General features: G+C 73.9%; 21 protein-coding genes. 8 read left to right on the top strand and 13 right to left on the bottom strand.

Annotated elements, in window-relative coordinates; all coding sequences use genetic code 11:
- Positions 1-90: 90 nt before the first annotated feature.
- Positions 91-1,275 carry an MFS transporter gene (locus GA0074704_RS19960; RefSeq protein ID WP_088973830.1) on the top strand — a complete coding sequence of 395 codons (1,185 nt, stop codon included), beginning with the start codon at positions 91-93 and terminating at the stop codon, positions 1,273-1,275.
- Here GA0074704_RS19960 and GA0074704_RS19965 read toward each other — a convergent pair.
- Entirely contained in the window at positions 1,251-3,176 is a 1,926-nt protein-coding gene (locus GA0074704_RS19965; RefSeq protein WP_088971907.1) for an ABC transporter ATP-binding protein, read from the bottom strand. The genes GA0074704_RS19960 and GA0074704_RS19965 overlap by 25 nt on opposite strands.
- A gap of 244 nt (positions 3,177-3,420) precedes the next feature.
- Here GA0074704_RS19965 and pgi point away from each other — a divergent pair, with 244 nt between their 5' ends.
- The 4 genes from pgi to GA0074704_RS19985 all read left to right on the top strand — a co-directional run bounded on the left by pgi (position 3,421) and on the right by GA0074704_RS19985 (position 7,435).
- Positions 3,421-5,058, top strand: a complete 1,638-nt coding sequence (pgi, locus tag GA0074704_RS19970; protein ID WP_088971908.1) for a glucose-6-phosphate isomerase — start codon at positions 3,421-3,423, stop codon at positions 5,056-5,058.
- A 111-nt stretch (positions 5,059-5,169) separates the two neighbouring features.
- Positions 5,170-5,898 carry a FadR/GntR family transcriptional regulator gene (locus GA0074704_RS19975; protein ID WP_088971909.1) on the top strand — a complete coding sequence of 243 codons (729 nt, stop codon included), beginning with the start codon at positions 5,170-5,172 and terminating at the stop codon, positions 5,896-5,898.
- Positions 5,895-6,755 (top strand): sterol desaturase family protein, encoded by an 861-nt coding sequence (locus GA0074704_RS19980; protein ID WP_088971910.1) that lies wholly within the window; start codon positions 5,895-5,897, stop codon positions 6,753-6,755. The genes GA0074704_RS19975 and GA0074704_RS19980 overlap by 4 nt, the downstream gene beginning before the upstream one ends.
- Positions 6,752-7,435 carry a lysoplasmalogenase gene (locus GA0074704_RS19985; protein ID WP_231926590.1) on the top strand — a complete coding sequence of 228 codons (684 nt, stop codon included), beginning with the start codon at positions 6,752-6,754 and terminating at the stop codon, positions 7,433-7,435. Before GA0074704_RS19980 ends, GA0074704_RS19985 begins: the two co-directional genes overlap by 4 nt.
- A 274-nt stretch (positions 7,436-7,709) precedes the next feature.
- On the opposite strand, the gene GA0074704_RS19990 is transcribed toward GA0074704_RS19985, so the two are convergent.
- From GA0074704_RS19990 to GA0074704_RS20000, 3 genes are read right to left on the bottom strand one after another with little or no spacing between them, the layout of a single operon-like run.
- A complete protein-coding gene (locus GA0074704_RS19990) occupies positions 7,710-9,431 on the bottom strand; it encodes an acyl-CoA dehydrogenase (RefSeq protein WP_088971911.1) in 1,722 nt (573 codons plus the stop codon).
- 18 nt (positions 9,432-9,449) lie between these two features.
- Complete coding sequence (locus tag GA0074704_RS19995) at positions 9,450-10,001, bottom strand: PadR family transcriptional regulator (RefSeq protein ID WP_088973832.1); 552 nt, start codon at positions 9,999-10,001, stop codon at positions 9,450-9,452.
- Positions 10,002-10,060: 59 nt separating this feature from the next.
- Positions 10,061-10,552 carry an FBP domain-containing protein gene (locus tag GA0074704_RS20000; RefSeq protein ID WP_088971912.1) on the bottom strand — a complete coding sequence of 164 codons (492 nt, stop codon included), beginning with the start codon at positions 10,550-10,552 and terminating at the stop codon, positions 10,061-10,063.
- Between the two features lie 71 nt (positions 10,553-10,623).
- Between GA0074704_RS20000 and GA0074704_RS20005 the strand changes: the two genes are divergently transcribed.
- Together GA0074704_RS20005 and GA0074704_RS20010 are read left to right on the top strand one after the other, a co-directional pair.
- A complete protein-coding gene (locus GA0074704_RS20005; protein WP_088971913.1) occupies positions 10,624-11,214 on the top strand; it encodes a TetR/AcrR family transcriptional regulator in 591 nt (196 codons plus the stop codon).
- 82 nt (positions 11,215-11,296) lie between these two features.
- Positions 11,297-12,163 carry an aldo/keto reductase gene (locus tag GA0074704_RS20010; RefSeq protein ID WP_088973833.1) on the top strand — a complete coding sequence of 289 codons (867 nt, stop codon included), beginning with the start codon at positions 11,297-11,299 and terminating at the stop codon, positions 12,161-12,163.
- Positions 12,164-12,176: 13 nt separating this feature from the next.
- Here GA0074704_RS20010 and GA0074704_RS20015 read toward each other — a convergent pair whose 3' ends face one another.
- Both GA0074704_RS20015 and GA0074704_RS20020 read right to left on the bottom strand, forming a co-directional pair.
- Positions 12,177-12,608 (bottom strand): type II toxin-antitoxin system Phd/YefM family antitoxin, encoded by a 432-nt coding sequence (locus GA0074704_RS20015; RefSeq protein ID WP_088971914.1) that lies wholly within the window; start codon positions 12,606-12,608, stop codon positions 12,177-12,179.
- Between the two features lie 90 nt (positions 12,609-12,698).
- Entirely contained in the window at positions 12,699-14,450 is a 1,752-nt protein-coding gene (locus tag GA0074704_RS20020; protein WP_088971915.1) for a M28 family peptidase, read from the bottom strand.
- Positions 14,451-14,735: 285 nt separating this feature from the next.
- On the opposite strand from GA0074704_RS20020, the gene GA0074704_RS20025 reads away from it, so the two are divergent.
- The gene (locus GA0074704_RS20025; protein ID WP_088971916.1) at positions 14,736-15,953 is read left to right on the top strand and encodes an FUSC family protein; all 1,218 of its coding nucleotides are present in this window, start codon (positions 14,736-14,738) and stop codon (positions 15,951-15,953) included.
- A 10-nt stretch (positions 15,954-15,963) separates the two neighbouring features.
- Here GA0074704_RS20025 and GA0074704_RS20030 read toward each other — a convergent pair whose 3' ends face one another.
- The 7 genes from GA0074704_RS20030 to GA0074704_RS20060 are packed head-to-tail and all read right to left on the bottom strand — an operon-like array spanning position 15,964 to position 21,684.
- Positions 15,964-16,659, bottom strand: coding sequence for a RibD family protein (locus GA0074704_RS20030; protein WP_269458927.1), 696 nt, complete (start codon positions 16,657-16,659; stop codon positions 15,964-15,966).
- A gap of 12 nt (positions 16,660-16,671) precedes the next feature.
- Complete coding sequence (locus GA0074704_RS20035) at positions 16,672-17,313, bottom strand: GTP cyclohydrolase II (RefSeq protein ID WP_088971917.1); 642 nt, start codon at positions 17,311-17,313, stop codon at positions 16,672-16,674.
- Between the two features lie 56 nt (positions 17,314-17,369).
- Positions 17,370-18,386, bottom strand: a complete 1,017-nt coding sequence (locus tag GA0074704_RS20040) for a lysylphosphatidylglycerol synthase transmembrane domain-containing protein (RefSeq protein WP_088971918.1) — start codon at positions 18,384-18,386, stop codon at positions 17,370-17,372.
- A gap of 53 nt (positions 18,387-18,439) precedes the next feature.
- Positions 18,440-19,267: a class I SAM-dependent methyltransferase gene (locus GA0074704_RS20045; RefSeq protein ID WP_088971919.1), complete on the bottom strand. Its 828-nt coding sequence runs from the start codon at positions 19,265-19,267 to the stop codon at positions 18,440-18,442.
- Positions 19,264-20,298, bottom strand: coding sequence for a glycosyltransferase family 4 protein (locus tag GA0074704_RS20050; protein WP_088971920.1), 1,035 nt, complete (start codon positions 20,296-20,298; stop codon positions 19,264-19,266). Before GA0074704_RS20050 ends, GA0074704_RS20045 begins: the two co-directional genes overlap by 4 nt.
- Before the next feature lie 3 nt (positions 20,299-20,301).
- Positions 20,302-20,700 (bottom strand): 6-pyruvoyl trahydropterin synthase family protein, encoded by a 399-nt coding sequence (locus GA0074704_RS20055; protein ID WP_088971921.1) that lies wholly within the window; start codon positions 20,698-20,700, stop codon positions 20,302-20,304.
- Positions 20,701-20,703: 3 nt separating this feature from the next.
- Complete coding sequence (locus tag GA0074704_RS20060; protein WP_088973835.1) at positions 20,704-21,684, bottom strand: zinc-dependent alcohol dehydrogenase; 981 nt, start codon at positions 21,682-21,684, stop codon at positions 20,704-20,706.
- Between the last annotated feature and the right edge of the window lie 101 nt (positions 21,685-21,785).

Consider the following 21,785-nt stretch of genomic DNA (forward strand, 5'->3'; position numbering starts at 1 on the left):
ACAGGATGGAGGGTTGACGCAGCGTCAGGGTCAAGCCGGACGACCGATTTCCCCTAGGGTCGGGAACGAGCCGGCACGGGGAGGGTGACCATGGCGGGTACGACGACCGACGGCGTACGACGGGTGACGGTGCTGCTGGCGCTGGCCCTGTCGGCGTTTCTGTTCAACACCACCGAGAACCTGCCGATCGGCCTGCTGCCGCTGATCGCCGCCGACCTGGACGTGCCGCTGCCCTGGGTGGGTTGGCTGGTCGGCGGGTACGGGCTGGCCGTGGCCGCCGTGTCGCTACCGCTGGCCCGGTGGACCCGGGACGTGCCCCGACGCTGGCTGCTCGGCGGGGTGCTCGCCGTCCTGGCCGGCGCCACCCTGGTCGGGGCGCTCACCGGCGCGTACCCGGTGCTGCTCGGGGCCCGGATCGCCACCGCCGTGGCCCAGGCGCTGTTCTGGGCGGTGACCGCGCCGGTGGCCGTGGGGCTCTTCTCCCCCACGGTGCGCGGCCGGGTGGTGGCCGTGATGTCGGTCGGCGGGTCGCTGGCCACCGTGGCCGGGGTGCCGGCGGGCACCTGGCTCGGCCAGCACGACGGCTGGCGGTTGCCGTTCCTGCTGGTCGCCGCGGCCGCGCTGGTCACCCTGCTGCTGGTGGTCGCGCTGCTGCCGACCACCGCGCCGGAGCGCAGCCACGGCGCGTACGCGCAGGCGCCGCACGCCGGTCGGTTCGCGGTGCTGCTGGTGGTCACCGCCGTCTCGGTGACCGGCATGTTCACCGGCTTCACCTACGTGACGCAGCTGGTCGCCGGCCGGTCGGCCGTCACGGCGGTGGGCGCACTGCTGGCGGTTTTCGGTGTCGCCGGTATCGCCGGGGTGGCGCTGGTCGGCCGGGTCGTCGACCGCCGTCCGCGGGCGGCGTTGGCGGTGACGGTGGGCGGGCAGGCGCTGGCGCTGCTCGGCCTCGGGCTGTTCACCGCGCCGGGTGCGCTGGTGGTCCTGCTGGCGGTGCTGGGCGCCACCGCGGTGCCGGTCTTCCTGGTCACCCAGACACGGGTGTTCCAGGTGAGTCCCGGCCGCACCGAGCTGGGCCTCGCGTCGAACTCGGCGACGTTCAACGTCGGCATCGCGGCGGGCGCGCTGCTCGGCGGGCAGGTGCTGTCGAGGCTGGGCGTCGCGGCGACCTTCGTCACCGGCGGGCTGCTCACGGCCGTCGCCCTGGCCGTCGCGCTGGCCGAGCCGGCGCTGACCGGACGCCGAACGGTTCACTCCGCCGCGCCGGCCAGGTAGCCGCTGGCCTGGAGCTCGAACAGCTCCCGGTAGAGGCCCCCGGCGGCCATCAGCTCGTCGTGGTTGCCCCGCTGGACGAGCCGGCCGTGGTCCATGACGAAGATCTGGTCGGCGTGCCGGACGTTGGCCAGCCGGTGGGTGATCAGGACGACCGCCCGGTCGGGACGGCGGCGCAGGTGCTGGAAGAGCGCGTACTCGGCGCGGGCGTCCAGCGCCGCGGAGGGTTCGTCGCAGATCAGCAGTCGGGCGTCCCGGTAGAGGCCGCGGGCGGCGACCAGCCGCTGCCACTGCCCGCCGGACAGGTCCTGACCGTTCTTGAACTCCCGGTCCAGCAGGGTGTCGTAGCCGAACGGCAGGTCGGCGATCATGTCGTGCGCGGCGGCCGCGCGGGCGGCCTCCTCGACGCTGGGCCCGGGCCGCCCGCCGCGGTCGTGCCGGCCGACGCGGATGTTCTGCCCGGCGGTGAACGGGAACTTCCACCAGTCCTGGGTCATCACGGCCACCTGCGCGGCGGTCTGCGCCGGGTCCAACTCGGCGACGTCGACCCCGTCCCAGCGGATGGTCCCGCCGGTGGGCCGGTAGAGGCCGGCGATCAGCTTGGCGAGGGTGGTCTTGCCGGAGCCGTTCTCGCCCACCAGCGCCACCACCTGCCCGCGGCGCACGGTGAGGCTGACCTCGTCGACGGCGGCGGTGTCCGTGTCCGGGTAGCGCAGGGTGACCCGGTCCAGCTCGATACCGTCGAAGCCGGTGACGGGACGCCCCTCCCCGGCGGTGATCCGCTCCCGAGCCCGGTCGAGGAAGTCCCGGTAGTCCTGGTAGTAGAGGGCGTCCTCATAGAGGTTGTTGGTGGCGAAGACGGCGATGCCGAGACTGGACCGGGCCGACTGCAAGGCCAGCAGCGCGGTCGCGGCGGCGGCGAGCGCGACCACCCCGCCGAGCAGCAGCCCGCCGAGGACCGCGTAGACCGCGAAGGCGGCGACGCCGCCGACCGACATGCCGATCGCCCGCGTCGTGGTCTGCGCGCGGGCCAGCCGCAGCAACGCCCGCGTCTCGACGGTCATCATCCGGCGGAACTCGCCGAGCAGGAAGTGCCGCATCTGGTACGCCCGGATCTCGGCGGCGGTGTGCCGGTTGGCCATCAGGTGCGCCAGCATCCACATCCGGCGGCGCCGGGTGATCCGGGCCAGCATGGCGAGGTACTGCCGGCGGGCCATCCGGACCGCGGTGACCGCCTCGGGCACCGCGGCGAGCAGCAGGCAGGGCAGCAGCACCGGCTGGATGACCGCCACCGCGACGGCGGTGGCCAGCACGCCGACCACGCCGGTGATCAGGTTGACGGTGTGGTCGACGATCGACGCCGCCTCGGCCATCCCCCGGTCCCGGACGCGGTCCATCTCCTCGGCGAATCCGGCGTCGTCGAAGGCGGCCAGCTCCACCGCCGTGGTGGTCTCGAACAGCCGCAGCTCCACCTCGTAGTTGATCTGCGGGATCAGCCGGGCCTGCGCCCAGCCGGCGGCGACGGTGAGGCTGCCCTTGGCGGTCACCGCGAGCGCGGCCAGCAGCAGCGAGGGCAGCGCCGCCCGGACCCGGTCGGGGGTGGGACCGGCGGCGAACAGCTGGCGGAGCACGCCGGTGGTGGCGAGCAGACCGAGGGTGGTCATCACCCCGGCGGCCAGGTTGAGCCCGATCGCCGCCGCGGTGTCCCGCCGGCTGGTGGCCCAGGCCAGCGTCACCGCCTCCCGGACCAGGTGGGGCAGGCGCCGGGCGACCGCAGCGAAGCTGGTGTGGGCGAACTCGGTGGCGTGGTGCATCCAGTGGCCGTCCTCCAGCTCCGGGAGGTCCAGCTCGCCGTCGTCGTCGGAGGGCTCGGACGTGCGGCGGGGACCGATCACCGTCGCCATGGGAGTACCTCCTCGGGAGCGGGCACCGGAAGCAGGCAGAGCGTACTTTCCGCGACCGATCGGTGTCATTGGGTGACCGGCGTGTCGTACACGTGTCCCAAGAGCGTGTCGCCGACCACCTTGCGGTACGGGTCGGCGGTGTCGCGTCGCGCGCTCGTCCGGCGGGTGGCAGGCTGGACGGTGAGCCGCCGGACGGCCCGAGGACGGTCGCCGGCGAACCGTGGTGAAGGAGAGAAGCGACCCGATGGCTGCGAGTGTGACCACCACCGACGAATGGCAGGCGCTGCGCAAGCACGCCGAGACGATCCGCGGCACCCACCTGCGGGAGCTGTTCGCGGCCGACCCGCAGCGCGGTGAGCGGCTCACCGGCGAGGTCGCCGACCTGCACGTGGACTACAGCAAGAACCTGGTCACCGACGAGACCGTGGACCTGCTGGTGGGGCTGGCCGGGCGGGCCCGGCTGACCGAGCGGATCGCCGCCATGTTCGCCGGGGAGCACATCAACTCCACCGAGGACCGGGCGGTGCTGCACACCGCGCTGCGGCTGCCGCGGGACGCCTCGCTGACCGTCGACGGGCAGGACGTCGTGGCCGACGTGCACACGGTGCTCGACCGGATGTCGGCGTTCGCGCAGCGGGTGCGCGCCGGGCAGTGGCGCGGGCACACCGGCGAGCGGATCCGCACCGTGGTCAACATCGGCATCGGCGGCTCCGACCTGGGCCCGGTGATGGCGTACGAGGCGCTGAAGGCGTACCGGGACGGCGGGATCAGCTGCCGGTTCGTCTCCAACATCGACCCGACCGACATCCACGACAAGACCCACGACCTGGACCCGGCGACCACCCTGTTCGTGGTGGTCTCGAAGACCTTCTCCACCCAGGAGACCCTCGCCAACGCCAACCAGGCGAAGACCTGGCTGCTCTCCGGGCTGGACGCCGACGACGACGCGGCGATCGCGAAGCACTTCGTGGCGGTCAGCACCAACGCCCAGCGGGTCGGCGACTTCGGCATCGACCCGGAGAACATGTTCGGCTTCTGGGACTGGGTGGGCGGCCGGTATTCCCTGCCGTCGGCGGTCGGGCTGGCGGTGATGCTGGCGATCGGGCCGGACCGGTTCCGGGAGCTGCTGGCCGGCTACCACACCGTCGACGAGCACTTCCGGACCACGCCGATCGAGCGGAACGTGCCGGCGCTGCTCGGCCTGCTGAACGTCTGGTACGTCGACTTCCTGGGCGCGCAGACCCACGCGGTGCTGCCGTACTCGCAGTACCTGCACCGGTTCCCGGCCTACCTCCAGCAGCTGACGATGGAGAGCAACGGCAAGTCGGTCACCCTGGACGGGACGCCGGTCGACTACGCCACCGGCGAGATCTTCTGGGGCGAGCCGGGCACCAACGGGCAGCACGCCTTCTACCAGCTGATCCACCAGGGCACCCTGCTGATCCCGGCGGACTTCATCGCGTTCAGCCGGCCGAACCACGACCTGGCCGACATGCACGACCTGTTCATGTCGAACTTCTTCGCGCAGACCGCCGCGCTGGCCTTCGGCCGGACGAAGGAGCAGGTGGAGGCGGAGGGCACCGACCCGAAGGTGGTGCCGCACCGGGTGATGCCGGGCAACCACCCGACCACCTCGATCATCGCCCCGATGCTGACCCCGGGCACGCTGGGCCAGCTGATCGCCCTCTACGAGCACGTCGTCTTCACCTCCGGCGCGATCTGGGACATCAACCCGTTCGACCAGTGGGGGGTGGAGCTGGGCAAGGTGATGGCCAACCAGCTCGCCCCGAAGCTCACCGGCGACACCGCCGACCTGTCCGACGTGGACTCGTCGACGGCGGCGCTGATCCGCCGCTACCGGTCGGAGCGCGGCCGGTCCTGAGCACCGCGCGACGGCGGCCGGGTCATCGCGACCCGGCCGCCGTCTTCTTTGGTACGCGAAAACTGGTCCAACCAGTTGACGGGTTGATGTGCCCGCCGTCACACTGCTGCCGTGGCCTTCGTTCCCGTCCCCCGCGCCTCCGTCTCCGACCACGTCTTCGCCCAGCTCCGCGACGCGATCGTCAGCGGCCGGTACCGGCCGGACGACCCGCTGCCCGGCGAGCGGGAGCTGGCCGCCGCGTTCGAGGTCAACCGGCACGCCGTGCGCGAGGCGCTGCGCCGCCTCCAGCAGCTCGGCCTGCTGCGGATCAGCCAGGGCGGCGCCACCCGGGTGCTCGACTGGCGGGCCCACGCCGGGCTGGACCTGGCGCTGTCGCTGGTCCGCGACGGCGACGTGCTGCCGGTGGAGCACCTGGTCCGGGACATGCTGGAGATGCGGGCCTGCATCGGCGTCGACGCCGCCCGCCACTGCGCCGAGCGCGCCCCCGAGACGCTGAGACTCCGCCTGCCCCGACTGGTCGAGGAGTTCGCCGCGCTCGCCCCCGACCTGGCTGCGATGGGCGAGGCGAACATCGCGCTCTGGCGGCTGATCGTCGACGGCTGCGGCAACACCGCCTACCTGCTGGCCTTCAACAGCCTGGTGGCCGGGGCGGTGGCGGTCGGCGACGTCCCGCCGCAGCGCCGCGCCGCCGAGCTGCTCGACGTGGCCGGGCACCGCCGCCTCGGCGCGGCGATCGCCGCCGGGCACGGCGACGAGGCCGCCGCGCAGGCCCACACGCTGCTCACCGCAGACCTCACCACCACCCCCACCACCGGACCGGAAAGGGAATGCCGAGCATGATCCCCGCCGTGCTCTACGCCGTACCGGCGTTCCTGCTGCTCATCGTCGTCGAGGCGCTGTCGTACCGGTTCGCGCCGGACGACGACGAGCGCGGCTACGAGCTGCGCGACACCACCACCAGCCTCTCCATGGGCGCCGGCAGCCAGCTGATCGGCTTTCCGTGGAAGCTGCTCACCGTCGGCGCGTACGCCGCGCTCTGGACGGTCGCGCCGGTGCACCTCTCCCCCACCAGCGTGTGGACCTGGGTGCTGCTCTTCTTCGCCGACGACCTGGCCTACTACTGGTTCCACCGCACCCACCACGAGGTACGCCTGTTCTGGGCCGGCCACGTGGTGCACCACTCCAGCCGGTTCTTCAACCTCTCCACCGCGCTGCGGCAGAGCTGGACCCCGATGACCTCGCTGCCGTTCTGGCTGGGGCTGGCCCTGCTCGGCATCCCCCCGTGGATGATCTTCCTGCAGCAGTCGATCAGCCTGCTCTACCAGTTCTTCCTGCACACCGAGCGGGTCGACCGGCTGCCCCGACCCATCGAGTGGATCTTCAACACGCCGTCGCACCACCGGGTCCACCACGGCGCGAACGCGGAATACCTGGACCGCAACTACGGCGGCATCCTGATCATTTGGGACCGGCTCTTCGGCACCTTCGAGCCGGAACGCGCCACCGTCCGGTACGGGCTGACCAAGAACATCACCAGCTACAACCCGCTGCGGGTGGCCACCCACGAGTACGCCGCCATCTGGGCCGACCTGCGCTCGGCCGGCTGCTGGCGGCACCGCCTCGGCTACCTGTTCGGCCGGCCCGGCTGGCAGCCGTCGACCTCGGCCGCCCCGCCGGCGCCCGCGGTCAGCCGGTGAGCCGGGCGAGCGGCGGGCTGGTGCTGCGCACCTGGCCCTGGGTGTTCGGCGCGGTCGTCGCCGTCGAGCTGGTCGGCGTGGCGCTCGACGCGCCCGTCCTCCAGTGGGCGGCCAAGCCGCTGCTCGCCCCGCTGCTGGTGGTGCGGCTGCTGGCCGTACTCCGGCGGTGGGACGCGGTGGCCACGGGCCTGGTGTTCGCGACGGCGGGTGACGTGGCGCTGCTGCTGCCCGGCGACACCGCGTTCCTGGCCGGGATGGGGTGTTTCCTCGGCGCCCAGCTGGCGTTCCTGACCGCGTTCCTGCGGCACCGGCGGGCCCCGGCTGCGGTCTTCGCCAGCTATCTGGCGCTCTGGGCGGTGGCGAACGCCCTGCTCTGGGGCTCGCTGGGTGACCTGCGGCTGCCGGTGCTCGGCTACAGCCTGGCGTTGAGCCTGATGGCCGCCGCGGCGGCCGGGGTGTCCCGCCGGGCCGCCGCCGGTGGCGCGCTCTTCCTCCTCAGCGACCTGCTGATCGGCGTGGGCGCGGCCGGCGTCGAGCTGCCCGGCCGCGGGCTGCTGGTGATGGTCACCTACGTGGCCGCGCTCTACCTGCTCACCGTCGCCTGGAGCGCGCGGCCGGCCGACGGGGACCGACCCGTCGGCCGGACCGTCGGGCCGAGGACCGTCGACCACGTCGGGTGACCTCGTCCGTCCGCACGGTCGCATAACCCTCGGTGAGGGGATCCCCCACCCCCACCGTGCCCTCCGCGCCCCTTTGCTCTGCTGCCGCCGACGCACCACCGCGCCCGCCAGCAACGGCGTTCGTGGGCCGCGAGTGACGCCGCTGGAACCCCGCCACGGACGGTGACTGTCGCGTGCGGGGCAGCAGAGCAAAGGGGCGCGGGGTGGTCCGGTCGGCCGGCGAGGCGCTCACCCTGAGTGCGGGGTGGCCCCGTCGGCCGGCGAGGCGCTCACCTCACACGTTCATCTCGTACGTTCCGGAGAGGGCCTCGACCTGGGACCAGACCCGGGCGGTGCGCTCCGGGTCGACCGTGGGCCGGCGGACGTGGGCCAGCGCCCAGGCGGCCTGCTCCTCGGTGGTGGCCGCCTTGCCGTGCAGCTCGGTGGCGTGGGCGGAGAAGTCCCGGACCAGCACGTCGAAGATCTCGTCCAGCAGGTCGCGGTCGAGGCCGGTCAGCTCGGCCTGCTCCAGGATCAGCTGCCCGTAGACGACCAGCGCGAAGAGCTGACCGAGGGCGAGCAGGAAGTCCAGGTCCCGCTGCTGCTCCTCGGTGGGCGGATGCGCGGCGAGCAGCGCGGTCAGCCCGTCGGCCTGCTCCCGGAACCGGGCCACGTTCGGCACGTCGGCGTGCGCGTCGTACGCGGCCCGCCAGTCGTGGAAGCGGATCGCACCGAGGCCCCGGGCGGGTCCCTGGCGGAACAGGAACTCGTCGTCGGCCGGGTCGTGCCGGGTCGGCACCGGCGGGTGCTCGGCGGGGTGGAACAGGTAGTTGGCCATGAACTTGACGATCAGGGCCAGGTTGACGTGCACGGTGCCTTCGAGCTTGGGCAGGCCGCGGATGTCCCGGGCGGCCTTGTCGAAGTAGGTGTCCGCCTCGAAGCCCTTCGCCGCGATGACGTCCCAGAGCAGGTCGACGACCTTCTCACCCTCCGTGGTGACCTTCATCTTGGTCATCGGGTTGAACAGCAGGTAGCGCCGGTCGTCGGGGCCCGCGCTGCGGAAGTAGTCCACCGCCCGGTCGCTGAACAGCTTCATCGCGACGAGGCGGGCGTACGCGTCGGTCAGCTCCCGGCGGACGTGCGGGAAGTCGGTGACCCGCCGGCCGTAGAGCACCCGGTTGTGAGCGTGGGTGACCGCCTCGTACATGGCGTGCTCGCAGATGCCGATGGAGGCGGTGCAGAGGTTGAACTTGCCGACGTTGACGGTGTTCAGCGCGGCGTCGAAGGCGGCCTTCCCGGTGTGCAGCACGTCCTCCGCGCGCACCGGGTAGTCCTCGAGGCGGAACTCGCTGACGTACATCTGCGCGTTGACCACGTTGCGGACCAGCCGGTACGCGGGGTGCCGGCTGTCGGCGGCGAAGAAGACGTACCCGTCGGGGCCCTCCACGTCGGTGCGGCGGCCGAAGACGCTGACCAGGCCGGCGACGTTGCCGTTGCCGATGTAGTACTTGCCGCCGGTGGCCCGGAAGCCGCCCGCGCCGTCCGGGGTGAGCAGCATGTCGGTGGAGTAGATGTCGGCGCCGTGCGGCCGCTCGGAGAGGCCGAACGCCATCACGTGCCCCTCGTCCAGGAGCGCGGCGGCGCGGGCCCGGGCGGCGGCGTTGTCGCTCTGCCAGACCGGACCGAGGCCGAGCACGGTGACCTGCCAGGTGTACCAGTAGCCGAGGCCGTAGAAGCCGAGGATCTCCGACAGCGCGGCGTTGCGGGCGGTGTCCCAGCGCTTCGCCGGGTCGCCCGCGCCGTCGGCGGCCGGGGTCAGGAAGGTCGCGAAGAGCTTCTCCTTGGCGGCGAAGTCGAGGAAGTCTCCGTACCACCGCTGGTGGTTGTAGCTGTCGACCAGCTCCCGCTTGCCCCGGGACTCGAACCAGTCGACGGTGGCGCGCAGCAGCCGGCGGGACTCGTCGTCCAGGTGGGTCGGGTCGTAGGTGCGCGGGTTGAGCAGCGGCGAGTCGGCCATGAGGTTCCTCCGGGGTGGTCAGCGGTCGAGGTCGTGCAGGGTGGCCAGGACGTCGTCGAGCCAGGCCAGGACCATCCGCTCGTACGCGATGCCGCCGCGCAGCACCACGTGTTGCAGCGCGGAGCGGGCGTCGGCGGTGGCGCCCTCGGGGAAGTCGCGGCGCTCGCCGGCCAGGTAGCCGGCGAGGACGGCCTCGTGGTCGGCGCGGTAGCGCTCGACCTCGGCGCGCAGCGCGGCCCGGCCCTCGGGGTCGTCGAACGCCGCCCCGCGGATCTTCACGGCGAGCTCGTGCCGGACGGCCTCCGGTTCGACGGGTGCCCGCAGCCAGGTGACCAGCGTGGCCCGCCCGGCGGCGGTGGCCGACCAGACCTTCTTGTCGGGCACTCCGGCCTGGCCGACCTGCTCGGCCACGATCCAGGCGTCCGCCTCCATCCGCCGGAGCACGCGGTAGATCTGCTGGTGGGTGGCGGTCCAGAACCGGCCGATCGAGCGGTCGAAGCGCCGGGCCAGCTCGTAGCCGGAGGCGGGCTGCTCCAGCAGCGAGACCAGGATGGCGTGCTCCAACGACATGCCGGCCATCCTGCTATGCAACTCGTTGCATAGCAAGCCCCTGCCGGCCCCCGGGTCGCTCAGTCCGTCACCCGGGCGAGGAACGCGGTGACGTTGGCGACCGTCCGCTCGGCCTTCTCCGCCACGGTGAGGGACTCGGCGAACCGCGCCCCCGCGCCCGCGTCCCTCTTCCCGCGTACGTAGAGCGAGCAGGCGAGGTCGGCGCAGATGTAGGTGCCCACCGAGTTGCCCTGCTGGCCGGCGCTGCCCGCCTTGCGCGCCACCATCAGCGGTACGCCGCCGGAGTGCGTGGTCAGGCACATCGAGCACATTCCCCGGCGCACCTGCCCGGGTACCGGTCGGGGCGAGCGCAGGGCCACCCCCCGGGGCACGTCGGCCACCCGCACGACCAGGTAGGCCCGGTCGGGGGCCTGCTGGTCCCGCCAACCGAGGAAGTCCAGGTCCGCCCAGGGCCGCTGGGCCAGGTCGCGGGGTACGGCCAGCCGCTTGGCCTCGCCCTTGGTGCAGTTGACGAACGCGGCGCGAATCTCGGGCTCGGTCAGGGGTTCCATGAAAGGCGACGGTAGTTTGCCTAAAGGTCTTAGGCAAATGCATAATGGGTTATGCCGATCGGAGGAGTGACATGGCGCGCGCGGGACTGACCACGGCGAGCCTCACCCGGGCCGGCGCGGAACTGGCCGACGAGGTGGGGTTCGACCAGGTGACCGTCTCGGAGCTGGCACGGCGGTGCGGCGTCAGCGTCCCCAGCCTGTATTCGCACCTGTCCAGCTCGCGCGACCTGAAGATCCGGATCGCGCTGCTCGCTATCGAGGAGCTCGCCGACCGGGCGGCCGACGCGGTGGCCGGGCGGGCCGGCCGGGACGCCCTGATCGCCCTCGGGAACGTCTACCGGGACTACGCCCGACAGCATCCCGGCCGCTACGCGGCGGCCCGCTTCCGCCTGGATCCGCAGACCGCCGCGGCCAGCGCCGGCGCGCGACACAGCCGGCTGACCCGGGCGATCCTGCGCGGTTACCACCTGGGCGAGGAGGACCAGACCCACGCCGTGCGGCTGCTCGGCGGCTTCTTCCACGGCTTCGTCGACCTGGAAACCGCCGGCGGCTTCGGGCACAGCGCCCCGGACAGTCAGCAGTCCTGGCAACGCTCGCTGGACGCCCTCGACGCCCTGCTGCGGAACTGGCCGGCGGTGGCCGAGGGCTCATCCCGACGATAGAAAACTATCAGCGACCGGGCGTCCGCACCATCGGGTGCCCGACCGAGTGCGCCACCAGGGCCAGGTGGCCTACGGTCGCCCGATGCCCACAATCGACAGCCCCGCCGCAGCCGCGGGCGAATGGACCCTCGGCGACCTGACCGTACGACGGATCGGCTTCGGCGCGATGCGGGTCACCGCCACCGCCGACGGCTCCCCCAGCGACCGGGACCGGGCGGTCGCCGTGCTGCGCCGGGCCCGGGAGCTCGGGGTGAACCACGTCGACACCGCCGCGTTCTACTTCTCGCCGCTGCGCTCGGCCAACGAACTGATCAACCGGGCCCTCGCGCCGTACCCGGACGACCTGGTGATCAGCGCCAAGGTCGGTCCCGGCCGGGACCCCTCCGGCGAGTGGCTGCCGCTGTGCCGGCCGGACCAGCTGCGCGGCCAGGTGGAGGAGAACCTGCGTCAGCTAGGCCGGGACCACCTGGACGTGGTGAACCTGCGGCAGGCCGGCCTGGAGTCGGTCGCGGAGCACTTCGGTGCCCTGGCCGAGCTGCGCGAGGCCGGGCTGATCCGGCACCTCGGCCTGTCCAACATCCGGCCGGAACACCTCGACCAGGCCCGGGCGATCGCCCCGGTGGTCTGCGTGCAGAACCAGTACGGCCTGCACCTGCGCCGTTCCGAGGTGCTGCTGCGCCGCTGCGCCGAGCTGGGCATCGCCTTCGTGCCGTTCTTCGCCATCACCGGCGCCGGACGCGAGGCGGGCGGTGTCGCGGAGGACCCGACCGTGGCGGCGGTCGCCCGGGAGCACGGTGTGACGCCCGCCCAGGTTCGGCTGGCCTGGACGCTGCACCGAGGGCCGCACGTGCTGGCCATCCCGGGCACCGGCGACCCTGCCCACCTGGAGCAGAACATCGCCGCAGGGGCGCTGCGGCTCACGGTGGCGGACCTGGACCGGCTCGGCTGAGGCAGCCGGACCCTCAGGCGGCGTCGCTGGTGAGCTCGCGGATCAGGTCGGCGTGCGCGGCGCGCAGCCGGGCCAGCGCCGGATCGCCGCCCGGGCGGGCCCGCCGGTCCAGCTCCGCCCACGCCTCGGCCAGCGCGGCGGTCACCGCGCGCAACTCGGCGGCGTGCCGGCGGCTGCTCTGTCGGTGTGCCTCGTCGAGGCGGCGGGCCCAGCCGGCGGTGACCGCGGCCACCCGGTCGGCGTCCGCGCGGGCCTGCGCGCCGCTGCGGGCGCCGGCGGCCGGCACGATCGCGGCGACCGGCCGGTGGTCGCCGTCGCGGGTGAGCACCGTGACGGTGTCGGTCAGCTCGGCGAGGGAGACGAGCTGGGTGAGTCGGGTGCGGGCCTCGCGCAGCGGCACGGAGCGAGGCTGGTCGGAGTGGTGCAGCGGGGCGGAGGCAACCATGCCGCCATGCTGCACCAGGGGTACGACAATCGATGTCCGACCGTCCGGAGGGGACGGACCGGTCCGGTCCGTCCCCTCCGGGTCAGCGGGTCAGCTCGCCTGCAGGGTGACGTCGTCGATGACGAAGCTGGTCTGCAGGGAGGCGTCCTCCACCCCGGTGAACTTCAGGGTGACGGTCTGGCCGGCGTACGCGGCGGCGTTGAAGGTCCTGAGCACGTAACCGCTGGCGGAGTTGAGGTTCGAGTACGTCGCCAGGGTGGTGGTGCCCAGCTGCACGGTCAGCTTGTCGTACGCCGTCGAGCTGGTCGTCTCGGCGGTGTCGATGTGCAGGTAGAACGCCAGGGTGTAGGTCGAGCAGCCGGCCGGGATCGTCACCGACTGGGACAGCGTGTCGGTGTGCGACGAGCCGTACCCGTCCAGCCATGCCTTGTAGGAGCCCGTCCGGGCCGGCTGGCTGGAGGAGCTGGTGATCACGCCCGACGTGGCGGTCCACGGCGCGCTGCCGGACTCGAAGCCGCCGTTGCCGACCACCTGGCCCCCGGCGCAGCCACCGGTGCCGCTGACGGTGAGGCTGTAGCTGGCGGTCCGGCTGACCGAGCCGGTGCCGGTGACCGTGATGGTGAACGTGCCGGTGGTGGCGGTCGACGAGGCGCTGACGGTCATCGTCGCCGAGCCGCCCGAGGTCACCGACGACGGGCTGAACGACACCGTCACCCCGCTCGGGGCGCCGGTCGCCGACAGGGCGACGGTCTGGGCGCTGCCGCTGGTGGTGGCCGTGCTCACCGTGGCGGTGGTCGAGGCGCCCCGGGCGACGCTGCCGGAGGTCGGGGAGACCGCCACCGAGAAGTCGTTGGTCGGGGTGCCGGAGCCGACGGCGAGCTGCCAGATCGCGTACGCGACACCGTCGGCGCTGCGGTTCAGGATCGTCGAGTTGATGTTGGCGGTGGTGTCGCAGGAGCGGTGGTAGCACCCGTCGTACGCCGCACCGGCGGTGCCGCCCCACTTGCTGGCCTGGGCGGAGGTCTTGGTGGCGCTGGCCCCGGCGGCGTACCCGGAGGTGGGGATGCCGGCGTTGGCGAACGAGTAGTCGTCCGAGCGGCCCTGCCCCTCGACGTTCTCCTCCGGCTGGATGCCGAACGAGTCCCAGTACGCCTTCAGCGGCGCCGCCGTGGTGGAGGTGATCCGGTTGATGAAGTACCCACCGTTGGGCGACCCGACCATGTCGAAGTTGTAGTAGCCCTTGATGTAGCTCTTCTGGGTGGCGCTGAGCGAGTTGACGTAGAACTTCGAGCCCTGCAGGCCCTGCTCCTCGCCGTTCCACCAGGCGAACCGGACCCGCTGGGTCATGGTCGGGTTCTGGGCGGCCAGCACCAGCGCGTTCTCCAGCAGGGTCGCCGAGCCGGAGCCGTTGTCGTTGATGCCCGGGCCGGCGGAGACGCTGTCCAGGTGGGCGCCGAACATCTGAACCTGGTTGGTCGGGCCCTGCGGCCACTCGGCGATCAGGTTGTTGCCCGGGTAGGTGCAGGTGGTGCAGGTCTGCTCGGTGACCGTGTAGCCGGCGGCCTGGAGCTTGCCCTTCACGTACGCCACGGAGGCGGTGTAGCCGGCCGAGCCGGCCCGCCGGGTGCCCCCGTTGTTGGTGGCGATGGTGTTGAGCTGGGTCAGGTGGGCCTGGACGTTGGTGACCGAGACGTCCGGGGCGGCGAGAGCGGCGACCGGTGCGGCGCCGGTGACCGTTCTCGACGGTGCGGTTGCGGAGGCGTGCGGCGCGGCCAGGGTCACCGTGGTGGTGGCGGTGACGAGGGCGAGCGCGATACCCGCGGTCAACGTCGTGCGTCTCATGGGGCTCCTCGGGGCGGGGTAGGGGTGACGCGAAGCAAACACTGACATGTATCGATCTGTAGGTCAACAGTGAACCTTCGGCCCTCCCCGGCCACCCGAACAGCCGAACCCTGTCCGGTGCGGACCCGGGCGGCGGCCGACCCACCAGGACCGCGCGGACCGACCGCCCGTCACGCTGTCCGTTTACGACACCACCGGACCTGGGTACGACCCAGCCCGCGGACCCGGCGGCGGCGCGCACCGGTACGCGCCGCCCGGGACGCCAGAACGGCAGGGGGCCAGGCGGTGCGAGGGTGGTGGCGGTCCGGGTGGAAACGACTGCGGGACAACTGGCGACCGATCGTCGAGGCGACGGTGGCGGCCACGATCGCGTGGGTGATCGCGGCGCGGGTGATCGGGCACCCCGATCCCTTCTTCGCCCCCAGCGCCGCCCTGGTGGTGGTCGGTGAGGCCCGCGGCCGGCGGATCCGGCAGACCATCGAGATCGTGCTCGGGGTCGCCGCCGGGGTGCTCGTCGCCGAATTGCTGGTGCACGCGCTGGGCCCCGGCTACACCACGATCTTCCTGGTGCTGCTGGCCACCATCGGTCTGATGGTGCTGCTGGGCGCGAGCGGCACCCTGACCGTGCAGGCCGCCGTCTCGGCGCTCTACCTGGTGACGGTCGCCGCGCCGAAGGGCACCTTCATGCCGCTGCGCTTCCTCGACGCGCTGATCGGCGGGGCGGTGGCGCTCGTCGTGGGTCGGCTGGTGGCGACCCGCGACCCGCTCACCCCGCTGGTCGCCGAGGCCCGCCGGACCTTCTCCGACCTGGCCGACGTGCTCGGGGACATCGACGCGGCGCTGTCCGGCTGCGACGAGCCGGCGGCCCGGGTGGCCCTGGACCGGGCCCGGCAGGTCGACGGCTGCGTCGAGCGGCTGGACCAGGCGGTTGAGGCCTGCACCGAGACGCTGAGGCTGGGACTGCGCCCCGGGCGGCGGCTGGAACGCTTGAACCAGGCACAGGCGACCGTCCGCCAGCTGGACTTCGCCGCCCGCAACATCCGGGTGCTGGCCCGGGCCGGCTCCACGCTGGCCCGGCGGCACACGGCCCCGCCGCCGGAGTTGAGCGCCGCGCTGCGGGCGCTGGTCCGGGCGGTCACCGCCGCCGGGGAGGCGACCGCCACTGGCCTGGCCGGCACCGACGAGGCCGAGCGGCACGCCCGCCGGGCCGACGAGGCGGCGCTGGAGGCGGTCCGGATCGCCGCACGGATGCTGGAGAGCGACCCGCCGCTGCCGCTGATCATGATCATCGGCCAGATCCGGGCCACCGCGGTCGACCTGATGCGCGGCACCCTCGGCGAGGACGCCGCCGTGCTGGACCGGGTGGACGAGGCGCTGGGCCTGCCCACCACCGACGCGCCGACCCTGGAGATCTGCCCGGTCCGGTCGGAGAAGCCCGAGCAGGATCGGTCGGAGACGCCGGCCGAGCGGACCCGGTCGGAGACGCCCGAACCGGCCCGGTGAGCCACCCGACTCAGTCGGCGTCGCAGCGCGGCGACAGGGCGTACCGCACCAGCACCACGTCGTCGATCTGGCGTACCTCCACCACCCGGGCCCGCCGGCCCGGATGCCACGGGAACCGCCCGTCGCCGACGAACCGGGGCGCCCGGCCGTCCCCCACGAAGAAGGGCGCGAGCACCAGGTGCAGCTCGTCGGCGAGTTCCGCGGCGAGGAACTGGGCGTGCACCGACGCGCCGCCCTCCACCATCAGCCGGCCGATCCCCCGCTCGGCCAGGTCGGCCAGCACCCGGTGCGGGTCGATCGGGTCACCCCCGTCGACCACCGCGGCCAGGTGCCCCAGCCGCTCGCGGGTCTTCTCCAGCACCGCCGTGGCGCAGTAGACGATCTTGTCGGCGTCGCCGACGGTGAAGAACCGGGCGGCCGGGTCCAGGTCGCCGCTGCCGGTCACGGTCACCTTGACCGGAGACGGGGGCAGGCCCCGCGCGGCCCGGCGCTCCCGGTGCCGGGGCGAGCGGACCAGCAGCCGCGGGTCGTCCCGGCGGACGGTGACCGCCCCCACCAGGATCGCGTCGGCCGCGGCCCGGACCGCGTCGACCCGGTCCAGGTCGGAGTCGTTGGAGAGCATCAACCGCTCGTCGGTCGCGTCGTCGATGTAACCGTCGATCGACATGGCACAGCTGAGCAGCACGTAGGGGCGCCGCCCCGGCACGGGTGCCACCGCTCAGCCGACGATCGGCAGGTCGGCGACGTGCGCGCCCCGGCTGGCCTTGGCGGCCAGGTAGCCGGCGTTGGCCGGGGAGAGGTACACCCCGGTCGCCACCTGCTCGGTCACCGCCACCCCGTACCGGCTCAGCTGGTCGGCCTTGTCCGGGTTGTTCGTCAGCAGCGCCGCCCGGCGTACGCCCAGCGCGGTGAGCATCTGCGCGGCCACCGAGTAGTCCCGCTCGTCCTCCCGGTGCCCCAGGGCCACGTTCGCCTCGTAGGTGTCCAGCCCGGCGTCCTGCAACGCGTACGCGTCGAGCTTCGGGTAGAGGCCGATGCCCCGCCCCTCCTGCCGCAGGTAGAGCAGGAAACCACCGGCGTCGGCGATCCGCTCGACCGCCTCCCGCAGCTGCGGGCCGCAGTCGCAGCGCTGGCTGCCGAAGACGTCACCGGTCAGGCACTCGCTGTGCGGCCGCACCAGCGGCGTGGCCTGCCGCTCGAGCGTGGCCTGCCAGTCCCCCAGCCCGAACGCCAGGTGCTCCCGGGCGTCGACCAGCCCGTCGAAGGTGAACACCCGGCCGGTGGTCTCGTAACCGTCGGGAAAGCGCAACGGCACGGTGACCTGGGTACGGATCGTGGCGGCGGGCAGCGTCTCGTCCATGGCTCTCCTCCGTACGGCGCCGCCGGTCCCACGACGGCACGGGCTCACAGGGACACTCAACCACCGATCGTGGCCCCGTGCCGGGCCCCGGCCCGACCGGGCCACCACCGGGCCACCAGCACCACCGCGCCGGGCAGGCTGCCGACCAGCACCAGCGCCCCGTACACGGTGGCGGTGGCCACCCCCTGGGCGGCGCCCAGGCCGGCCGCGCCGAACGCCCACGCGGCCACCCCCTCGCGCGGCCCGAAGCCGCCCACGTTCGCCGGCACCCCCATCGCCAGCAGCGCGAGCAGGGTGAGTGGCAGCAGCTCGGAGATCGGGGCGGTGGCGCCGGCGGTGCGGGCCGCGACCACGAAGGTGGCCAGGTGCCCGGCGACCGCGCCGACCGAGGCGAGCACCACCCCGGCCCGGGTACGCGGGGCGAGCAGCCCGGCCCGCAGGTCGGCGGCGGCGACCCGCAGCGGTCGGGCCCAGCGGGCCGGCGCCCCGCCGGGCGCGCGCCGGGCCAGCAGGACCGCGCCGAGCAGGACCGCCACGAGCACACCGAGCACCAGCGGCAGCAGCGGCCGGACCGGCGAGGGGAACGCCAGCAGCAGCACCGCCGCCAGTCCCACCTGCACCACCTGGCCGGCCGTCCGCTCCCAGACCACCGCCCGCACCCCCCGGGCCACGTCCCCGGCGTCGTGGCCGCTGCGCACGGCCCGGTCGACGTCGCCGAGCACCCCGCCGGGCAGGGTGGCGTTGAGGAAGACCGCCCGGTAGCAGTGCGCGACGGCGGTACGCAGCGGCAGCCCGACCCCGAGCCCCTCGGCGACCAGCCGCCAGCGCCAGGCGCAGCAGAGCGTGGTGAGCAGCCCGACGCCGAGCGCGACGCCCACCGCCGGGGCGTCGATCAGCCGCAGGCCGTGCAGGAACGGCCCGACGCCGACGCCCCACACCAGCAGGGCGAGCAGGCCGACCCCGAGCAGCACCCGGGCCGCCGGACCGCGCAACGCGGTGAGCGGCGCCGTCGGGACGGGCGGGAGCACCGCCGGCGGGGCGGGCGCCACCGGCGCGTGGCAGATCGCCTCCATGTGCCTCCCAGCCGTGCCGTCACCCTTGCATACGCGCCGGGGATCCGATCGGTTCAGTCCACGCCGGCGAGAAGGTCGTCGTGCCCGAGTTCCACCCGTAGCTCGCCGGCCGCCGCCTGGTCCAGCCGCCGGCGCAGGTACGCCTCGGCCTCGCCGGCCAGCTCCGGCCGCTGCTCGCAGGCCGCGGCCACCCACCCGGTCAGCCAGGCGACGGTGAGGTCGGACTGCTCCGGGCCCAGCCGCCACGGGCTGGGCCGGCGGCGCACCGGCACCCCGTGCCGGCCGAAGGCCGCGACGCACGCGTCCACGGCGTCCGGGCCGAGCAGGCCACGACCGTCGACCGTGCGCCGCTGGTGGTCGTTGAAGGCGGCGGCGAACTCGGCGTCCAGGGGTTCGGCCGGGGTGAACGCCACCACGCCGGTCACCGAGATCATCAGCAGCGCGGGGCAGCCCGCCACGGCGCAGGCGGCGACCATCCGGTCCAGCTCCTGCACCGTGAGCATGTCCAGCAGCGCGGACGCGGTGACCAGGCTCGCGCCGGCGAGGTCGGCGGCGGTCAGCCCGGTCAGGTCGCCACGGCGGGTCCGTACGGTCACCGGGGCGCCGTCGGCGGCGCGTACCCCTGCCATGCCGGCGGTCGCCCGGGCCAGCAGGTCCTCGTCCCGGTCGTGGAAGGTCCACTCCTGTTCGCCGGGCAGCAGCGGGGCGAGCCAGCGGCCCACCGAGCCGGTGCCGCAGCCCAGGTCGTGCACCACCCGGGGTCCGGGACCGGCCGGACGGGCCCGGACCGCGTCGACCAGATCCGCCGCCCGGGCCGCGGCGTCGGCGGCCTCCCGCAACCGCAGCCACTCCGCGAACAGGATGGAATCGTCGACGCTCATGCCGCCGCCTTCGTCAGGGCGTCCGCCAGGGCCGCCGAGGTGGTCGTCCAGTCGGTCAGGGTGGTCCGCCGCGCCCGGGCCGCCGCCCGCAGCGCGGCACGCAGCCCGGCGTCGCCGAGCCAGTCCCGCAGCGCCCCGGCCAGCGCGTCCGGCTCCCCCGGCGGCACCAGCACGCCCGGGAGGCGGCCGTCCGGCGCCCGGCCCAGCGCCTCGGGCAGCCCGCCGACGTCGCTGGCCAGCACCGGTACGCCCCGGGCCAGCGCCTCCGTCACCACCATCCCGTACGTCTCCCCCCGGGAGGGCAGAATCAGCAGGTCCGCGGCGGCGTACGCGGCGTCCAGCTCCGCACCGGTCAGCGGCCCGGCCAGCCGCACCCGGTCGGCCAGCCCGGCCGCGGTGATCCGCCCCCGCAGCCGGTCGACGAACTCCGGCGCCCGGGTCAGCGCGCCGACGCAGACGCAGCTCCACGGCGCCCCGGTGACCCCGGTCAGCGCCTCCACCAGCACGTCGTGCCCCTTGTGCGGGGCGACGGCGGCCACGCAGAGCAGGGCGGAGCCGGTCGGCGAGCCGGGCGCGAGCGGCGCCGGGTCGACGCCCGGCCGGGCCACGTGCACCCGGCCGGTGGGCAGCGCGTACCGGTCGTGGAGCAGGTCGCGGGTCCAGTCGCTGGTGGTGACCACGGCCGTGGCGGCCGCCAGGGCGCGGCCCTCGGTGTCGTCGCCGAACGCCATGTGCACCAGCACCACCAGCCGCAACCGGCCGGCCTGCGGCGCCAGGACCTCCGGCGCGACCGAGGCGACCAGGCCGTCGAGCAGCACGGTCGCCCCGTCGGGCAGGGCGGTCAGCACCCCGGCCAGCGCGGCCCGGTCCGCCGGGGTCGGGTGCGGCCAGGCACCGGGCACCGGGTGCTCGCGCACCGACCAGCCGGCCGCCGCGAGCCCCCGGCAGACCCGCCGGTCGTACGCGTTGCCCCCGCTCGGGGTGGTCGGGTCGTCCACCCCGGCCGGCAGCACCACGTCCACGAGCCGCATTCGTCAGAGGGACCGCTCGTAGCTGGCCCAGGCGATGTGCGACTCGTGCAGGGTGACGGTGATCCCGGTCAGCTCCCGGGCGCCGGGGCCGAGGTCACCGGCGTGGACCCGGTCGGCGAGCCGGTCGGCGATCGTGCGGCACAGCACCTCGGTGGTGGTGTTCACCCCGTGGAACGCCGGTTCCTCGTCGAGGTTGCGGTAGGTCAGCTCGGCGAGGACCGCCTTGAGCTGCTCGGTGGCCAGGCCGATGTCGACGACGATCCCGTCCGCGTCCAGGCCGGGACGACGGAACGAGGCGTCGACGACGAAGGTCGCCCCGTGCAGGCGCTGGGCCGGGCCGAACACCTCGCCCTGGAAGCTGTGCGCGATCATGATGTGGTCCCGGACGGTCACGCTGAACACGGGTCACTCTCCGTCGTAGGTGATGAGGTGGCAGAGCGCGGGCAGGCTGCCCGCGGTGAGCCGGGTGAGCACGTCGGGCAGCTCGGCGAAGGGCGAGGAGCCGGTGAGCAGGACGTCGAAGACCGGGTCGGCGAGCAGCTCCAGGGCCAGCGCCAGCCGGTCGGCGTACGAGCGGGACGCCCGCCGGGCCGGCGCCACCGTGCCCACCTGGCTGCTGCGCACGGTGAGCCGGCCGGAGTGGAACGCCCCGCCCAGCGACACCTGCACCGGGCGGTCGCCGTACCAGCTCAGCTCCAGCACCGTCCCCTCCGGCGCGAGCAGGTCCAGGGCGCGTTGCAGCCCGGCGGAGCTGGCGCTGGCGTGCACCACCAGGTCCCGCCCACCGGCAGCCCGCTCCGGGGCGGCGAAGTCCACCCCGAGCGCGGCGGCGACCTGTGCCCGGGCGGGATCGGTGTCGACCAGCTGCACGCGTACCCCGGGGAAGCGGGCCAGCAGGGCGGCGACCGTGCAGCCGACCATCCCGGCGCCGATCACGGTGACCCGGTCGCCGACCAGCGGCGGGGCGTCCCAGAGCGCGTTCACCGCCGTCTCCACGGTGCCGGCCAGCACCGCCCGCCGCGCCGGCACCCCGTCCGGCACCGGGGTCACCGCGTCGACCGGCACCACGTAGGCGCTCTGGTGCGGGTAGAGGCAGAACACGGTCCGCCCGCGCAGCCGCTCCGGGCCGGCCTCGACCACCCCGACGTTGAGGTAGCCGTACTTCACCGGGGCCGGGAAGTCGCCCTCCTGGAAGGGGGCGCGCATGGCCGCGTACTGGCCGGGTGGGACCCGGCCGGCGAAGACCAGCGTCTCGGTGCCCCGACTGACCCCGGTGAACCGGGTCCGGACCAGCACCTCGTCTTCACCGGGCTCGGGCAGCGGCGCCGGGCGGAGCTCCGCCACACCGGGCGACCGCAGCCAGCAGGCGCGGGCCTGTCGGGTCACCGCCTCGCTCCTCCCGCCGTCGTCCCGCCGCACGAGCGTGGGCCGGGACCGAACCGATCGGTCACGTCATCCGTGTTGATGGTCAGGGCTTGTCGATCATA

This window comes from Micromonospora siamensis (genome assembly GCF_900090305.1).
Taxonomy (GTDB): Bacteria; Actinomycetota; Actinomycetes; order Mycobacteriales; family Micromonosporaceae; genus Micromonospora; species Micromonospora siamensis.